This is a genomic window from Geodermatophilus nigrescens, assembly GCF_900129495.1.
Taxonomy (GTDB): Bacteria; Actinomycetota; Actinomycetes; order Mycobacteriales; family Geodermatophilaceae; genus Geodermatophilus; species Geodermatophilus nigrescens.
The window spans coordinates 1460188-1476200 of record NZ_FQVX01000001.1; the positions used below are offsets into that span (position 1 = coordinate 1460188).

General features: G+C 75.8%; 11 protein-coding genes and 1 tRNA gene. 4 read left to right on the plus strand and 8 right to left on the minus strand.

All coding sequences use genetic code 11. The annotated features are described in order from the left end of the window. Nucleotides 1-22 precede the first annotated feature (22 nt). From BUE37_RS07220 to BUE37_RS07230, 3 genes are all read left to right on the plus strand, one after another. Nucleotides 23-448, plus strand: a complete 426-nt coding sequence (locus tag BUE37_RS07220) for a DUF3052 domain-containing protein (protein ID WP_073419341.1) — start codon at nucleotides 23-25, stop codon at nucleotides 446-448. A gap of 87 nt (nucleotides 449-535) precedes the next feature. Continuing rightward, nucleotides 536-997 (plus strand): peroxiredoxin, encoded by a 462-nt coding sequence (locus tag BUE37_RS07225; RefSeq protein ID WP_073419342.1) that lies wholly within the window; start codon nucleotides 536-538, stop codon nucleotides 995-997. Nucleotides 998-1035: 38 nt separating this feature from the next. After that, nucleotides 1036-1107, plus strand: a tRNA-Val gene (locus BUE37_RS07230). A 284-nt stretch (nucleotides 1108-1391) separates the two neighbouring features. Here BUE37_RS07230 and BUE37_RS07235 read toward each other — a convergent pair. Beyond that, the gene (locus BUE37_RS07235) at nucleotides 1392-2192 is read right to left on the minus strand and encodes an esterase/lipase family protein (RefSeq protein WP_139252842.1); all 801 of its coding nucleotides are present in this window, start codon (nucleotides 2190-2192) and stop codon (nucleotides 1392-1394) included. Between the two features lie 216 nt (nucleotides 2193-2408). Here BUE37_RS07235 and BUE37_RS07240 point away from each other — a divergent pair, with 216 nt between their 5' ends. After that, a complete protein-coding gene (locus BUE37_RS07240; RefSeq protein ID WP_073419343.1) occupies nucleotides 2409-3320 on the plus strand; it encodes an alpha/beta fold hydrolase in 912 nt (303 codons plus the stop codon). Here the strand turns inward: BUE37_RS07240 and BUE37_RS07245 are convergent. The 7 genes from BUE37_RS07245 to BUE37_RS07275 all read right to left on the minus strand — a co-directional run bounded on the left by BUE37_RS07245 (nucleotide 3295) and on the right by BUE37_RS07275 (nucleotide 15792). Continuing rightward, nucleotides 3295-4821, minus strand: coding sequence for a long-chain-fatty-acid--CoA ligase (locus tag BUE37_RS07245; RefSeq protein ID WP_073419344.1), 1527 nt, complete (start codon nucleotides 4819-4821; stop codon nucleotides 3295-3297). The genes BUE37_RS07240 and BUE37_RS07245 overlap by 26 nt on opposite strands. A 73-nt stretch (nucleotides 4822-4894) precedes the next feature. Beyond that, on the minus strand, nucleotides 4895-7846 hold the full coding sequence (locus BUE37_RS24155; RefSeq protein WP_073419345.1) for an HAD-IB family hydrolase: 2952 nt from the start codon (nucleotides 7844-7846) through the stop codon (nucleotides 4895-4897). Next, nucleotides 7843-10092, minus strand: coding sequence for a glycerol-3-phosphate 1-O-acyltransferase (locus tag BUE37_RS07255; protein ID WP_073419346.1), 2250 nt, complete (start codon nucleotides 10090-10092; stop codon nucleotides 7843-7845). The genes BUE37_RS24155 and BUE37_RS07255 overlap by 4 nt, the downstream gene beginning before the upstream one ends. A gap of 129 nt (nucleotides 10093-10221) precedes the next feature. After that, a complete protein-coding gene (locus BUE37_RS07260) occupies nucleotides 10222-11229 on the minus strand; it encodes an NAD-dependent epimerase/dehydratase family protein (protein WP_073419347.1) in 1008 nt (335 codons plus the stop codon). A 39-nt stretch (nucleotides 11230-11268) separates the two neighbouring features. After that, nucleotides 11269-12678, minus strand: a complete 1410-nt coding sequence (locus BUE37_RS07265) for a WS/DGAT/MGAT family O-acyltransferase (RefSeq protein ID WP_073419348.1) — start codon at nucleotides 12676-12678, stop codon at nucleotides 11269-11271. Nucleotides 12679-12782: 104 nt separating this feature from the next. Continuing rightward, a complete protein-coding gene (locus tag BUE37_RS07270; RefSeq protein WP_083628391.1) occupies nucleotides 12783-13775 on the minus strand; it encodes an alpha/beta fold hydrolase in 993 nt (330 codons plus the stop codon). Between the two features lie 64 nt (nucleotides 13776-13839). Next, on the minus strand, nucleotides 13840-15792 hold the full coding sequence (locus tag BUE37_RS07275; protein WP_073419349.1) for an FUSC family protein: 1953 nt from the start codon (nucleotides 15790-15792) through the stop codon (nucleotides 13840-13842). Nucleotides 15793-16013 lie beyond the last annotated feature (221 nt).

Genomic DNA, 16013 nt, shown 5'->3' on the forward strand with positions numbered 1-16013 from the left:
GACCTTCGGAGGAACAGCAGGGATGAGCGTCGACTCGGGCAGCGCCAGCATGGCGGCCCGGCTGGGCATCAAGCCGGGCATGGTCGTGCAGGAGCTCGGCTGGGACGAGGACGCCGACGACGACCTGCGGGACTCGATCGTCGAGGCCTCGGGCAGCGACATGGTCGACGAGGACACCGACGAGGTCGCCGACGTCGTCCTCCTCTGGTGGCGCGAGGACGACGGCGACCTCTTCGACGCCCTCACCGACGCCCTGACCTCGCTGGCCGACGAGGGCGTCGTCTGGCTGCTGGTGCCCAAGTCCGGGCGACCCGGCCACGTCGAGCCCGGCGACGTCACCGAGGTGGCACCCACCGCGGGCCTGTCGCAGACCAGCAGCATCTCCGCGGCCAAGGACTGGTCGGGCATCCGGCTGGTCACCCCGAAGGCCGCCCGCTCCCGCCGCTAGGACGAAGGACCCCCTCGCTCCCCACCGCTCGCACGCTCGCGGCGGGCCCCTGCGAGGCGGCCGGTTCCAGCACGTCACCATGGGGGCATGACCCTCTCCGTCGGCGACGCCGCGCCCGAGTTCAGCCTGCCCGACCAGGACCGCCAGGTCGTCTCCCTCGCGGACCTGCGCGGCCGGCCGGTCCTCGTCGTCTTCTACCCGTTCGCCTTCTCCGGCATCTGCACCGGCGAGCTCTGCCAGCTGCGCGACGAGCTGACCACCTACACCGACGCCGGCGTGCAGGTCGTGGCCGTCAGCACCGACCCGGTGTTCAGCCTCAAGGCGTTCAAGGCCCAGGAGGGCTTCGACTTCCCGCTGCTGTCGGACTTCTGGCCGCACGGGGCCACCGCCCAGGCCTACGGCGTGTTCAACGACAAGGCCGGCATGGCGCTGCGCGGGACGTTCCTCGTCGACGCCGAGGGGAAGATCGCCTTCGCCGAGGTCAACTCGCCCGGCGACGCCCGCGAGCAGTCCGGCTGGAAGGACGCCGTCGCGGCGCTGGCCGCCTGAGCGGGATCCCCGTCCGGGGCCTCTACCCTGGTCGGGCGGGGCGCGTAGCTCAGCGGGAGAGCTCTCGCCTTACAAGCGAGCGGTCGCAGGTTCGATCCCTGCCGCGCCCACCCACCCGTCCTCCCGCCGTCGAGCGGTCGCCTGCCGGGGTCCCCGCCGGGCGGAGACCCCGGTCCGTGACCACTCGGCGCATGGGATCGCGCCCGTTGTCGACCTGCGGTCGTCTCGGGCCTGCCGAGACAGCCGTAGGTCGCCACGCCGCGGTGGCGAAGGGGCCGCGGTGTCGACGCGGCCCATCGCCAGTGTTCCTCGTGCACCGCCGGTGCTATAGCACGGGCAGTGCACGAGGAGCACCGGCAGTGCGACGACGGCCGACGGTCGACGCGCCCCGGCGTCAGGCCGCGGCGGCGGCCGCCCACGAGGGCTCGGGGACGTCGGCGCGCGGGAAGCACGGGCGCAGCGCCAGCGGGCTGCGGAACGGGCGCCACGTCCCCTCGCGCTGGGCCAGCCGGTCGGCCACCGCGTAGATGACCGCCGGGTGGTGGGCCATCCCCAGGTGGCTGGCGTACACGGCGACGTTCTCCGCGGTGGGGGAGAGCCGGTCGAGGCACGCCTGCCACGGCACGATGCCGTCCTGGTGCGAGTAGATCGACGTCGAGGGCACCGGCAGCGGCGTCGACTCGGTCTCCAGCGGCAGCACGCGCCGCTCCACGTGCAGGTGCGAGTAGCGCTCGAAGACCTTGTGCGCGCGGGTCTGGTCGTCGCGCTGCAGGGCGAAGGGGCTGCCCAGGGTGATCACCTGGCGCACCGAGTCGGGCGTCTTGCGGGCCAGGTCGCGGGCGAAGATGCCGCCCAGGCTCTGCCCGACGAGGCTGATCGGCCGGCCGTAGCGGTCGCTCAGGTCGGAGATGCGCTGCGCCATGCCCTCGACGCACTCGGCGGTCGGGCCGATGTTGCGGCCCAGCCGCCAGCCGTGCACCCGGTAGCCCAGGCGGCGCAGCGTGCGGCGCAGCGTCACGGTGGACATGTCGTCGGCCATCAGGCCGGGCAGCACGAGCACGGGGTGCCCGTCGCCGGCGGGCAGCCGCGACAGCAGCGGCCGTGCGGCCAGGTAGAGGCCGTAGTCGCCGAACGCGCGGCCCACCTCGGTGAGGTACAGCGGCAGTGCCGGCTGCTCGTACCCGGATCCCGACACGTCGTCCTCCTCGCCCGTGGCAGCGGTGCCACGTGTCCGCTCCGGTACCACTCTCGGCAGCCGGTCACACCTGACTGCCCGATCGCGGGCGATCCGGTGGACCGCAGTGTGTCCCACGCCACACGGACCACAGGGGTCCCGCTGCACGGTCCACCCGGTCGTGCAACCGTCGGGGGAGCGGGCGCGGGCGCGCCGGCGGAGCGGGAGGGACGGCGCGTGGAGCAGCCAGCAGGGACCGGCCGGACGATCGACCTGGGCGGGCCGGTGCACGTCGTCGACCACGGCGGGCTCGAGGGCGGCCCCGCCGTCGTGCTCGTGCACGGCCTCGGCGGCTCGCACGGCAACTGGGACCTGTTCGCGCCGCTGCTGACGCCGTCGGCCCGCGTGTGGGCCCTGGACCTGCCGGGCTTCGGCCGCAGCGAGCCCGGTGAGCGGCGGACGACGGTGCAGGCCAACGTGGGCGTCCTGCAGCGCTTCCTGCGCGAGGTGGTGGGGGAGCCGGCGGTGCTGGTCGGCAACTCGATGGGCGGGATGATCTCGCTGTTCACCGCCGCGGCCTCGCCGGACGCCGTCCGCGCGCTGGTGCTGCTCGACCCGGCGCTGCCCGGCGGCCGCCGGAGGCTGGACCCGCTCGTGGCGGCCACCTTCGCGCTGTACGCCGTCCCCGGGGTGGGGGAACGGTTCCTGCGCCTGCGGCGGGTCCGGTCGACGCCGCTGACCCGCGTGCGCGCGATGCTGGACCTGGTCGGCGTCGACCCCGACGAACTGCCCGCGCCGGTGGTCGACCGGGCGGTCACCCTGCTCGAGCAGCGCGAGGACGCCGCCGGCATGGACCGGGCGTTCCTCGCCGCGGCGCGCTCGCTGCTGTGGATCCTGCTCGACCCGCGCCGCTACCGGGGCGCGATGGCCCGGGTGACCGCGCCGGTCCTGCTGGTGCACGGCGACCGCGACCGGCTGGTGTCGGTGGACGCCGCGCGGCAGGCGGCGCGGGAGAACCCCGGCTGGCGCTACGAGGAGCTGGCCGGGGTCGGGCACGTGCCGCAGCTGCAGGTGCCCGACCGCCTGGCCGGCCTCGTCCTCTCCTGGCTCGGCGACGTCGCCGTCAGCGGCTCCGCAGCTCGGTCTTGAGCACCTTCCCGCTCGGGCCCTTGGGCAGCTCGTCGACCACCGTGACGTCGCGCGGGTACTTGTAGGCCGCCAGCCGCTCCTTGCAGAACGCGATGACGTCGGCGGGCTCGGCCGTCGCGCCGGGCCGCAGGCTGACGAACGCGACGACCTCCTCGCCGAGCCGCTCGTCGGGCCGGCCGATGACGGCGGCCTCGCGGATCGCGGGGTGCTCGTGCAGGACCTCCTCGATCTCGCGCGGGTAGACGTTGAAGCCGCCGCGGATGACCAGGTCCTTCTTGCGGTCGACGATGTAGAAGAAGCCGTCGTCGTCCTGGTAGCCGAGGTCGCCGGTGTGGAACCAGCCGCCCCGCATGGCCTCGGCGGTGGCGTCGGGCCGGCCGAGGTAGCCCTTCATGACGTTGTGGCCGCGCAGCACGATCTCCCCGACGTGCTCGGGGCCCCGCGGCAGCTCGGCGTCCTGGCCGTCGACGACGCGCACCTCGCAGCCCCACAGCCGCTTGCCGATCGACATGACGCGGCGCTCCTCGGCGCTGCGGTTGAAGGTGGCGATGGCGGCGGTCTCCGACAGGCCGTAGCCCTCGAGGATCGTCGCGGGGTAGGCGGCCTCGAAGCCCTTGATCACCTCGCCGGGGATCGAGGCGCCGCCGGAGACGCAGATCCGCAGCGCGGAGACGTCGCGGCCGGTGAGGTCGGCGTGCATCAGCGCCACGAACATCGTGGGCACGCCGCAGAACACCGTCACCCGGTGCTGCTCCATCGCGTCGAGGACCGCGCCGACGTCGAAGCGCGGCACCAGCACCAGCGTGGCCGCCGAGCGGACGGCGCAGTTCATCACGCTGGACAGGCCGAAGACGTGGAACAGCGGCAGCACGGCCATGCTGACGTCGTCCTCGCGGTAGGCGAAGGTCTCCGCCGCCACCGACGCGGCCATGTAGGCCTGGAAGTGGGTGAGCTCGGCGCCCTTGGGCCGCCCGGTCGTGCCGCTGGTGTAGATGATCACCGCGGTGTCCTCGGGGGACATCTGCTCGACCTCGGCCGGGTCGGCGCCCGCGCCGGCGGCGACGAGCTCGTCGAACGGCGTCGTGTCGGCGGGTGCGGCGGCCTGCCCGGCGGACACCACCCAGACCGGCACGCCGCCGGCCTCGGCCGCACCCGTGACCGCCTCGTCGGCGAAGGCGTCGAAGGTGACCAGCGCCTTGGCCCCGCTGTCGGACAGGTGGTAGGCCACCTCGGGCGCCTTGAGCAGCGGGTTGAGCGGGACGAGGGTCATCCCGGCCTTGAGCGCGCCGAAGTAGGCGAGGACGAACTGCGGCACGTTGGGCAGCTGCAGCGCGACCGAGTCGCCGCGCCGCAGCCCGGCCGCGCGCAGCCCCGCGGCCACCTGCCCGGAGAGGACGTCGACCTGCCGGTAGGTGAGCGTCGTCGGGCCGATGAGCAGCATCGGCTTGTCCGGCGAGGTGAGGGCCGACTCACGGAGGATGGTGGCGAGGTTGAAGCTCATGGCCGCTCCTGCCCTGTGACGGGGGTGACACCCGGTCCAGTACCGCCCCGGCGGCGTTCCACACCTCGCGGCGTCAGCCGCGGCCCAGCGCCACCACCTCGTCGAGGCCCGCCTGCAGGTCGGCGACCAGGCCCGCCGGGTCGCTGACGGCGGCCGCGTCGAGGTTCATGCCGATGCAGCACTGGGTCTCGTGCGACAGCAGCGTGATCATCGCCGCGCAGCCCGGCAGCGGGCCGAACGGGAACATCCGGGTGATCCGCGAGCCGGCGATGTACACAGGGTGCGCGACGCCGGGGACGTTGGAGATCTGGACGTCGTTGGCGCTGGTCAGCCGCCCCGACACCGCGCCGATCACCGGCGCGGGCAGCCAGCTGAGCGTGGGCGCGAGCAGGTCGTTGAGCACGCCGGAGCCGCTGTCGCCGCGCACCGAGAGGACGAACTCCCGGATCGCCCGGACGCGGGCGGCGGGGTCGGCCTCCTCCAGCGGGGCGGGGAAGCGGGCGCCGGTGAACCGGTTGCCGCCCTCGGGCGCGTCCTGGGAGCGCAGGCTGATCGGGATGCCGACGGTCAGCGTGCCCAGCGGCGCGCCGTGGCGCTGGTGGTAGCGGCGGAACCCGCCGACCATCGCGGCGAGGAAGCCGTCGTTGAGCGACCCGCCGGCCGCCTTCGCGCCGGCCTTGAGGTCGGCCAGCGGCACCTCGAGCACCTCCAGGTGCCAGCCGCCGCCGCGCGGGGCGAGCAGGTCCGAGCCCGGTCCCGGCGGCTGCAGCGTGCGCGACGCCGAGCGGGCCGAGCCCAGCGCGGAGGTGACGACCTCCCACGGCCGGGCACCGGTGGTCAGGGCCTCGACGCCGCGGCGCAGCACCGCGAGCGGCGCCGAGCGGGCGGTGCCGACCAGCTGCTCGGTGAGCAGGCCGGTGCGGGACACGTCGTCGCCGGGCAGCGGCACCGGCGGCTCGGGCCGCACAGGGTCGTGCTCGGCGGTGCGGCTGTGCAGCTTCCCCATGAGCTGCACGGCGCCGAGGCCGTCGGTGGTGCTGTGGTGGGTCTTGACGACGTAGCCGGCCCGCCCGTCGGCCATCCCCTCGACGTACAGCACCTGCCACAGCGGCCGGTCGCGGTCCAGCGGGGCGGACACGAACTCCCCGACGACGTCGAGCAGCTGCCGCATCGAGCCCGGCCCCTCCAGCCGCACCCGGTGCACGTGCGCGTCGAGGTCGAGCTCGTCGACGGTCACCCAGCGCGGCGTGCCGATGCCCAGCGCCGGCTCGACGACGCGCTGGCGCATCCGCGGCACCATCCGCGAGGCCCACTCGTGCGCGGCGCGCAGCCGCTCCCAGTCCGGCGCCGGGTCCAGCAGCTCGAGGAGGGCGACGTTGGCGCGCAGCCGCGGGTCGGCCACCTCCGCGCGCCACATCGCCGTCTCCAGCGGGTTCATCTCCGGCGCGCTGCCCCAGTCCAGCGGGGTGGCGGGCACCGCGGCCGGCTGGCCGGCGGTGGGCTCCTCGCTGACCACCGGGCGCTCGGCGCGGCCGCCCCAGTCGGCGAGCGTGCGCACGTACAGGTCGTGCACCTCGGCCACCCGGTCGCCGATCTCCTCGGCCGTCCAGCCCTCGGTGGGGATCGGCGGCAGGACCCGCACCTGGACGACGCCGGGGGAGACCGTGGTGGCCCCGCGCCACATCAGCTCGCCGGTGTTGCGCAGCACGATCGGCACGATCGGGACGCCGGCCTGCATGGCGACGTGGAAGGCGCCCTTCTTGAACGGGCCGAGCGTCGGGGTGACCGACCGGGTCCCCTCGGGCGCGATGACCAGCGAGATGCCGTCGCGCAGGCGCTGCACCGCGGGCTCGAGCGCCTTGCGGGCCTGCCCGGAGTCGGCGCGGTCGACGAAGGCGACGTCGGCGAGGCGGAAGGCCAGGCCGAAGCCGGGGGTGTTGGCCAGCTCCTTCTTCGCGACGGCGGTGAACCCGCCGCGCAGCATCTTGGCGAGCACCAGGACGTCGAGCTGGCTCTGGTGGTTGAACAGGAACACCGCCGGCCGGGTGGCCAGGTGCTCGGCGCCCTGCACGTCGACCCGGACGCCGGCGATCGCGCTGCCGAGCTCGCCGGCCAGGGTGATGCCGAGGTCGACCGCCTCCCGCCGGGAGCCGCCCAGCGCGCCCACGGCGACGCCGGTGGCGAACCCGCCCAGCATGCCGCCGATCCCGGCCACGGTGCGGGCGAGGTCGACCGGCGAGGTGCTCCCGCGGCGGCGGAAGCGGGCCACCGGCCACGAGTAGTGCCGCGCGGCGGCGACGAGCCCGCGCCCGGGGTTGAGCGCGCGGGCGCGCCCGACGGTGCGCAGGAAGGGCACGTCCTCGTCGCCGTTGGAGTAGGCGTAGCTCTGCAGCAGGTCGATGCCGTGCTCCTCGGCGAAGGCGCGCACGGCGGCGGCCTTGCCCTTGCGCCACAGCAGCGGCCCGCCGGGCCGGCCGGTGCACACGCCGTCGACGATCTCGACGGGGGAGACGAGCACGTGCTCGACGCCGAGCGCGCGGGCGGCCGGCTTCACCTGGAAGCGGGTGGCCGAGGAGGCCAGGACGACGGTGTGCCCGGCGTTGAGGTGCGCGGTGACCAGCCGCCACGCCTCCGGGTACAGCGAGCCGGCGATGCCCTGCACGAACAGCCGCTCGCCGAGCTCGAGCAGCTCGTCCTCGCTGCGCCCGGCCCAGGCCCGCATGCCGGCCACGGTGAACCGCTCGAAGTCCTCCTCGGTGGTGACGCCGCGCAGGCCGTTGAGCAGCAGCTCGCCCAGCGAGTTCGGCGTCACCTCCAGCGAGCGCAGGTGGTGGCGGGCGAAGGCCGCGAGCGAGTAACCGTCGATGACGGTGCCGTCGAAGTCGAAGAACGCGCCGATCCGGGGGCCCGGCGGGGCGGCCTCCACGTCCGCGACCAGCTGTTCCTCGGTCCACACGTTCGTCCGGGCCATGGCCGCGGCCTGCGCGCCCAGCCCGGCGGCCGGCGTCGTCCCGCCGTCGGTCACGGCTCCACCCCCACGTTCTCCCGCCGCGCCGCGGCGTCCAACTCGTCGATCACTCCTACTCGGCTCACGACGTCCCGGACTTGAGCGGCCCACTCCTGGCGGCGGCGGGCCAGCTCCTCGCGGCCGGGGTCGACGAGGTCGAGGTTGGCGGCCAGCTGGAGCGCGCTGGCGAACAGCTCGCGGGAGAGCGACTCCGGCCCGTGGAGCCGGCCCTGCAGCAGCATCTGCTGACCCACGCCGCTGCACTCGGCGAGGAAGTCGGCCTGCACCACGGGGGTGCGCGGGTCGCGGGCGGCCAGCCGCTCGGCGACGACGAGCTGCGCGTCGACGAACGAGCGCAGCACCCGGTGGGCGAGCAGCAGCGGGGCGCCGCAGAGCACCTCGCGGCCGTCGGCGGTCTCCCAGTGCGGGTCGAGCCGCTCGAGCTCGGCGGTGAGCCGCTCCCGGTAGGCCTCCCGCTCGGGGAAGAAGAACTCGAACTCCAGCAGCTTGCGCAGCCGGCCCGCCTCCTCCCAGCGGTCGACCGGGTCGCGCAGCATGACCAGCTCGGCGATCGCCCGGTCGACGACGTGGTGGATGGCGCTGTTGCGGTAGAAGGCGGCCACCAGGTGCTGGCCGCGCTCGATGGCGTAGACCGGCTCCTCGCCGCCCTCGTAGACGGTGACGACGCCCTGCTGCGCCAGCGCGCCGAGCACGTGCCGCACGCCGCGCGGGGTGTGCAGCGCGGCGCCGGAGTGCGGCCGGCCGGTCGCGGTGAGGTAGGCCAGCAGCGGCTCGAGCACCCGCTGCACCTGCGCGAGGGTGAGCGCCCGGTCGCGGACGCCGAGCAGCGCCAGGGTGACCAGCGCGGTCGCCGTCGCCGGGGTGACGGAGTTGATGCCGACGGCGACCTGGAAGGCCACCTTCTGCAGGGTGAGCCGGCGGGCGTCGGGGTCGGCCGGGTCGGCGCCGCCGCGCAGCGCCGCGGCCAGGGAGATCGGCTCGGCGAACCCGACGTGCACCGTGCCCAGCGGGGTGCGCACCTGCTCGCGGATGTAGGACGCCATCCACGACAGGCCCTCGCCGCGCTTGGCCGCGCCGCCCTGCTCGGCGGCCATGCCGGTGACCTCGCGCAGCTGGTCGTAGGTGATCGAGACGGGGACGACGTAGGCGTCCTCCACCCGGCCCCGCTCGACGGCGTCGGCGACGAAGCGCAGCAGCCCGTGGCGGGGCGGGCGCAGCTTGCCGGTGCGCGACCGGCCGCCCTCCATGTACCACTCGAGGTTGAACCGCTTGGCCAGCAGGAAGGCGAAGTACTCGCGGACGGCGAGCTTGTAGACCTGGTCGTCGCCGAAGCTGCGGCGGATGAAGACCAGCCCGGCGCGCTTGGCGATCGGGCCGACCGGCCAGAAGCGCAGGTTGTCCCCGCCGAGGACGTGGTTGCGCGGGAAGTCGTGGGCGGCGAGGACGTCGGCGAGCACGAGCGGGTCGACGTAGGAGCGGTGGCTGGGGAGGAACACCAGCGGGTGCCGGCGGTTGAGCTCGCGCAGGTCGTCGAGGCGGGCGGTGTCGGCCTGCACGTCCCACGCGCGGGCGTGCACCGGCCGCAGCAGCCCGGTGAACAGCTCGACGGCGACGGGGTCCATCGCCGCGACCAGCCCGCGCAGGTCCTCGACCGCCTCGGCGGTGACCTCCTCCTCGGGGCGCTCCAGCCGGTCGGCCAGCGCGGCCACCTCGGCGCGGAACTCCGGGCTGTACTGGATCGCCTCGGCGACGTGCCGCGGCACCTTGGCGCGGTCGCCGACCACCAGCCGCTCGGCGCGGTCGAGCGCGAGCGCGGCCTGGTGGGCGATGAAGGCGGCGACGTCGCCGGTGCCGTCCCAGCGCTCGCGCAGCTCGGCCACGGTGGCGGGCTCGGCGACGACGACCCGCGCCCGGTCGGGGTCGCGGCGCAGCGCGGCGGCCTGCAGCGCCGCGGGCGGGCGGCGCAGCAGCGAGGGCCGGGCGTCGTGCAGCCGGCGGCGGGTGCCCGTGCGGCGGCCGGGCGCGGCGGGGCGCCGGCCGGACCAGGCGACGCGCACCGCCGTCACCACGGTGTCGGGGGAGGCGTCGGCGAGCGGGCCGGCCAGCGCCTCGCCGCGCAGCGGGAGCACGGTGGCGCGCCCGGGGTCGGCGGGCAGGGCGTCGGCCACCAGCCGGCGCTCCACCTCGCTGCCCACGTCGGTCAGCACGATCAGCGGGACGTCGGTGTCCAGCGGCGGGGTCATGCGCACCTCTCTCCGGGGCTCACCCGGGATCGCTTGTTGCTGCACGCTTCGTGTCGACGGCCGGCGGCAGCTCGCTCACGCCCGGGGGACGCCGAGCCTGCCGGTCCGGCGCCGCGGGGAGAAGGCCCCTCACCCCGATCGGAGCGTGGCCCGCAGCGCCTCCAGCCCGGAGTAGTTCGGGCGCCAGCCCAGCTGCTCGCGGGCCTTGGTGGTGTCCATGATCGCCGGGTGGCTCGCCGCCTCCACCCACTCGGCCACCGGCGGCAGGAACGGCAGCCGCGCCACGGCCCGCGCGGCGAGCTGGGCCGGCGCCGCGGGCAGCGGCAGGGGCAGCGCGCCGTACTCGCGGGCGACGTCGGCGGCGGTCAGCACGCCGTCGCCGGCGATGTTGTAGGCCCCGGGCGGGCCGGCGGCGACGACGCACTGCAGCAGCGCGGAACCGACGTCGTCCTCGTGGATGAACTGCAGCGGCAGGGCGGGCACCGCCACCGGCACCGGGACCGGCAGCCGGCGGGTGGACTGCTCGGCGAGGCGCCGGCCGAGCGGCGCCAGCGGGCCCGGCAGCACGTCCTTGGCGCCGAGCGTGTGCGGGCCGAGCACCACCGGCGGGCGCAGCAGGTAGAGCCCGATCTCCGGGTGCCTCGCCGCCTCCTCCTGGAGCAGGTGCTCGAGCTCGGCCTTCTCCTGCGCGTAGAACAGCCGCGACGCCGGCCGGACCGGCCACTCCTCGGTCATGCCGACCGGGTTGTCGGCGTGGAAGCCGTAGGCGGCCACCGAGGAGGCGTAGACGAACCGCTCCGCGCCGGCGGCCGCGGCGGCCCGGAAGGCGTTGAGCGTGCCGTCGACGTTGATCGCGCGGGTGGTCTGCCGGGAGGCGTTGCCGGTGATGAGGAACGCCAGGTGCACGACGACGTCGGCGCCGGCGAAGGCCTCACGCAGCGCCCCGGCGTCGCGGACGTCGCCCCGCCGGTACTCCATCTTCGTCCAGCCGCGGGCGGCCGGGTCGAACGGTCGGCGGGCGATGCCCACGACCCGGCGCACCCGGTCGTCGGTCTGGAGCAGGGGCACGAGGCCCTCGCCGAAGGTGCCGGTGGGGCCGGTGACGGCGACGGTGAGGTCGGTCTGCGGAGCGGTCACGACGGTTCCGCTACCCGACCCCTCCGGAGGTGAACCGGGTCACCGGCTCGCCGCCGCGGGCTGGGCGGAGGCGAGGCCCACCAGCTCGTCGAGGCCCCGCCGGATGCCGTCGGAGAGGACGTCGAGGTCGGGGAAGGCGTCGAAGTCGGCGTTGATCCCGAACGTCATCGAGGTCAGGTAGCTGAAGATGCCGATCGAGATCCGGGTGCCGCCGCCGATGGGGACGTACGGGTGCGCGGAGACCATCCGCCTGCCGAGCACGTACAGCGGCACGCGGGGGCCGGGCACGTTGGTGGTCACCGCCTGGCACCACAGCTGGCCGGCCGAGGCCGCCGCGCGCACGCCGAGCGCGAGCAGCGTCGGGGCCATGTAGTCGCCCATCGCGATGATCGAGCGGGCGTCGACGGCCTGCATCGTCTTCTTGTACTCGTCCATCTGGCGCCGGATGGACGCCAGCCGGGCCACGGGGTCGGGCTCGCCCACGGGCAGGTCGACGAAGACCGCCGTCACCTGGTTGTTGAGCGACCCGCGCTCGTCCTCCCGGCGCACCGAGATCGGCACCATGGTGCGCACGACCGTGTCCCCGCCGAGCGCGCCGCGGCCCTGCAGCAGGTCGCGGAAGCCGCGGGTGATCGCGGTGAGGACGACGTCGTTGACCGTGCCGCCGAGTCCCGCGCGCGCCGCCTTGATCTCGGCGAGCTCCGCGTCCGACCACGCCCACCGCCGGTGCGGGCCGATCGGGCCGGTGAGCGTGCGGGCCAGCGGGGTGAGCGCCTGGCGGGCGAGCGTGGGCAGGCTCGCGGCCGCGGCGCGGGCGCTGGACACCAGGCCCTTCGCGCCGTGGGAGACCGCCTCCGGGCCGGGCAGCGAGGTCAGCTGGCGCAGCGGCGCCGTCATCGTCTCGGCGACCGCGCCGGCGGCCATCGCGAGACCCGAGGGGGTGCGCTGCGGCGACCAGTCGCGCGGCGCGGGGTGCTCGGCGTTCGGGTCGAGGTCGAACATGACCTGCATCAGGTCGGTGCCGGCGACGCCGTCGACCATGCAGTGGTGGACCTTGGAGATGATCGCCCACCGGTCGTCCTCCAGGCCCTCGACCAGCCACACCTCCCACAGCGGCTTGGCCATGTCCAGGCGCTGGCCGAGCACGCGCCCCGCGAGGTTGCGCAGCTGCTCCTGGCCGCCGGGCTTGGGCAGGGCGGTGTGCCGGACGTGGTAGAGGATCTGGAAGTGCGGGTCGTCGACCCACAGCGGCCGGCCCAGGTTCAGCGGCACCTCGCGCACCCGCTGCCGGTAGCGCGGCACCTGGGGCAGCTTGCTGAGCAGCAGCCGCACGAGGTCGCCGTAGGAGGGCGCCGGGCCCTCGAAGACGGCGACCGACCCCACGTGCAGCGGCGCGTTCTCGCTCTCGGCGTAGTAGAAGCCGGCGTCGGTGGAGCTCAGGCGGTCCACGGTCGCTCCTTCGCTGGTCGAGACTGTTCCGTCCGGTCCTGTGTCCACCGACCGGCCGGCCGAACCCCGTGCTGTGGTGCCGGACACAGTAGGACGGCGCGTCGTCAGCCCGCCCGGCGGGCGTCCCCGGCCGCCACCCGGTCGAGCAGGCCGACCAGGGCCTCGTCCACCACGGACGTGCGGGTCAGGTTGACGCTGTGCCCGGCCCCCGGGACGACGACGAGCTCGCAGCCGGGCCCGAGCAGCTCGGCCAGCCGGCGGCCGTGCGCGGCGGGGGTGAGGCGGTCGTACTCCGCGGCGACGACGGCCGTGGGCACCCGGCCGAGCACCGGCAGCGCCGCGGTCTCGTCGTGGTCGAGGAAGGTGCCGTAGAAGGCCATGGTCACCGTCAGCGGCGTCTCCTCGAGCATGTCCTGCACCACGCGGACGGCCTCGGGCGTCGCGTCGTCGCGGCCGAAGAGGTACTTCCGCATGGCGCGGCGGCCGATCCGGGTGCCGCGGCGGCGGTACCGCTCGAGGAACGGGGCGAGCAGCCGCAGCCACCACAGGTAGAGCGGGAGCAGGTGCAGCCGGCGCATCAGCCCCACGGCCGCGCCGAGCAGGCCCTCGGACACCAGGCCGCCCGCGGAGGTGGCCAGCAGGAAGGCCCCGACGACGCGGGCGCCGATCTCCTGCGGCCGCTGCCGGGCGTAGGCCATGACCGTCATGCCGCCCATCGAGTGCCCGGCCAGCACGACCGGCCGGCCCGCGGGGACGACGGTGTCGAGCACCTGGCCGAGGTCGCGGGCGGTGCGGTCGATGGTCGCCGTCGTCGGGTCGGCCCAGCTCGACCGGCCGTGGCCGCGGTGGTCCCACAGCACCAGGCGGGCGCGGTCGCGGACGGCCTCGCGCTGCAGCTGCCACTCGCCCAGGCGGGCGGTGAAGCCGTGGCAGAAGACGACGGTGACCGGCGCGTCCTCGGGGCCGTCGAACTCCACGTGCAGGTCGACGCCGTCGTCGGTGCGGACGGTGCGCGAGCCCGGCGGCGGGGGACCGCCGGTGCCCGGGACGATCGGGATGCGGGGCGCGGGCGGGGTGGCCCGGCGGCGGCGCGGCATCCGTCCATGACAACGCAGGTCCCCGCGGGCGGCGACCGGGGGCCGATAGGACGACAAATGCCCTTCAGCCGCCCGGGGCCGCCGTCTCCGGCCGCTTGCCCGGCGCGGCGTCGCGCACGAGCCGGCGGGCGGCGTCGACCTCGCGCGCCACCGGGGCGAGGACGCCGTCGGCGTGGATCTCGGCGTCGTCGGGCGGCCGGTGCGCGCGGACGTCGTCCTCCAGCTCGCGCAGGGCGCGCCGCAGCACCGCCACCTGCGCCGGGTCGGGGGAGTGCCCGCCGTGCCGGACGGCGATGACCGCCTCGGTGACGGCGTCGGCCGTCCGCTCCAGCTGCACGATCACCGGCCACCACGCCCCGGCGCGGGTGCTGATCGGCGGTGGCTCGGCCAGCCGCCGCTGCAGCTGGGTGTGCAGCTCGGTGAGCGCGCGGTAGGCGCGCCGGCGCGCCCGCCGCCGGACGACGGCGTCCTCACCGAACGCCGCGCCGACGAACTCGTCGAGGGCGAGGGCGGCCGCGCGCATCGCCTCGTCCAGCGGCGCCCGCCACGTCTGCGGCCACAGCAGGTAGCCCGCGACCAGCACGATCGCGCAGCCGATGAGGGTGTCGACCAGCCGGGCGCCGACCAGCCCCGGCCCGCCCGGCACGGCGAGGTCGAGCAGCAGGATGATCACCGGCGTCTGGAACACCGAGAACAGGCCGAAGTTCGCGCCCCGGGCCCACGGCAGCAGCCCGGCGCCGACGGCCATCGCCGCGACCACCCAGGCGTTGCCGGGCAGCACCGACAGCAGCAGCGAGCCGATCAGGACGCCGAGGAGCGTGCCCGCGCCGCGCTGCACCGCGCGGGTGAACACCGACCCGAAGTCGGGCTTGAGCACGATCGCCACGGTGAGCAGCACCCAGTAGGGCCGCTCGATGGGCAGCAGCTGGCGGGCGACCTCGGCGATCGTCATGCACAGCACGAGGCGCAGCGCGAAGTCGCGGGTGTCGGGGCTGCCGAGGGTGCGGTCGGCGACGTCGCGCAGCCGCTCGCGCCACGGCGGGCGGTCCTGGGCGACGGCGGCGCCGGCCCGCTCCTCGGGGTCGCCGACCACCGCCCACGCCAGCCGCACGCCGTGGCGGACCGCGCGCCGCTGCGGCGGGCCCTCCTCCAGCGCCGGGGGCCGGTCGGGCGGCAGCGAGCGGCTCCCGGTGACGGCCGCGGCCAGCGCGTGCACCGCGGTGACGTCGTGCGGGTCGGCGTGCACGCCCGCCCGGGCCGAGGCGACGGCGGCCTCCACCAGCGGCGCGGTGGAGTTGAGGACGCCGGCCAGTTCCGCGAGCTCCCGGTTGCGGCCAGCGGCGAGGCTGCGGGTGCGGATCACCCGGTCGTAGGCGGCGTTCAGGGCGGTGGTGAGCTCGCGGCGGGCGCCGTCGGCGCCGTCGGTGCCGACGGCGGTGAGCAGCCCGGTGATCCGGGTGAGGACGGCGGCCACCGCGGTGCGGTCGGGGTCGGCGGGGTCGGTCGCGGCCTGCAGGAGCGTCAGGAGCGTCGCCCACCCGGCGCCCGCGGCGAAGAACGCCACCTCCGCCTCTGCCGGCAGCGAGGTGACCAGGCCGGACGCGAGCGCGGTGTAGACGAGCAGCTGGAGCGCGCCCAGCGACATCGCCGAGTTGACCGCGCTGATCAGCGCCGCCGCGGCCGCCAGCAGCGCGACCACGAGGACGGGCAGCACCCCGCCACCGCTGGCGTACTGCCCGGCGACGAGGCCCACGGCCCCGAAGCCGACCGCGGCCGCGGTGCGCCGCAGCCGGTCGCGCAGCGGCCCGCCCTGCGGGGCGAGGGTGGCGGCGAGCGCGCCGGTGGTGCCGAAGACGCCGGCGCCCAGGGCGTGCTGGCCGCCGACGAGCAGCGCCACGGCCAGCGGGGCGGGCACCGCGACGGCGAAGCGGGCGACGTCGCGCCACGGCACCGGCGGCGGCGAGGTGCGCACCAGCTCCTCGAGCCACGCGGGTGCGCGCAGCGACCTGTCCGCCACGGGACCGAGCCTGCCACCCGGCGGGCGGAGGGCCGGGGCGGCGCATGATCAGGTGGGCTGATCGCGTCGCGTCCTGGCTCACCGCCGACGGTGAGCCAGGACGTCCCACGCTGAGCCAGGACGCCGGCGGCGCCACCGCCGCGGCGGACGGCCGGCGCGGTCGCCCGCCCCCGGCGCCGGTCGGCTGCTCGCCCTCCTGCCGGCTTCCGCCGACCGGCCCG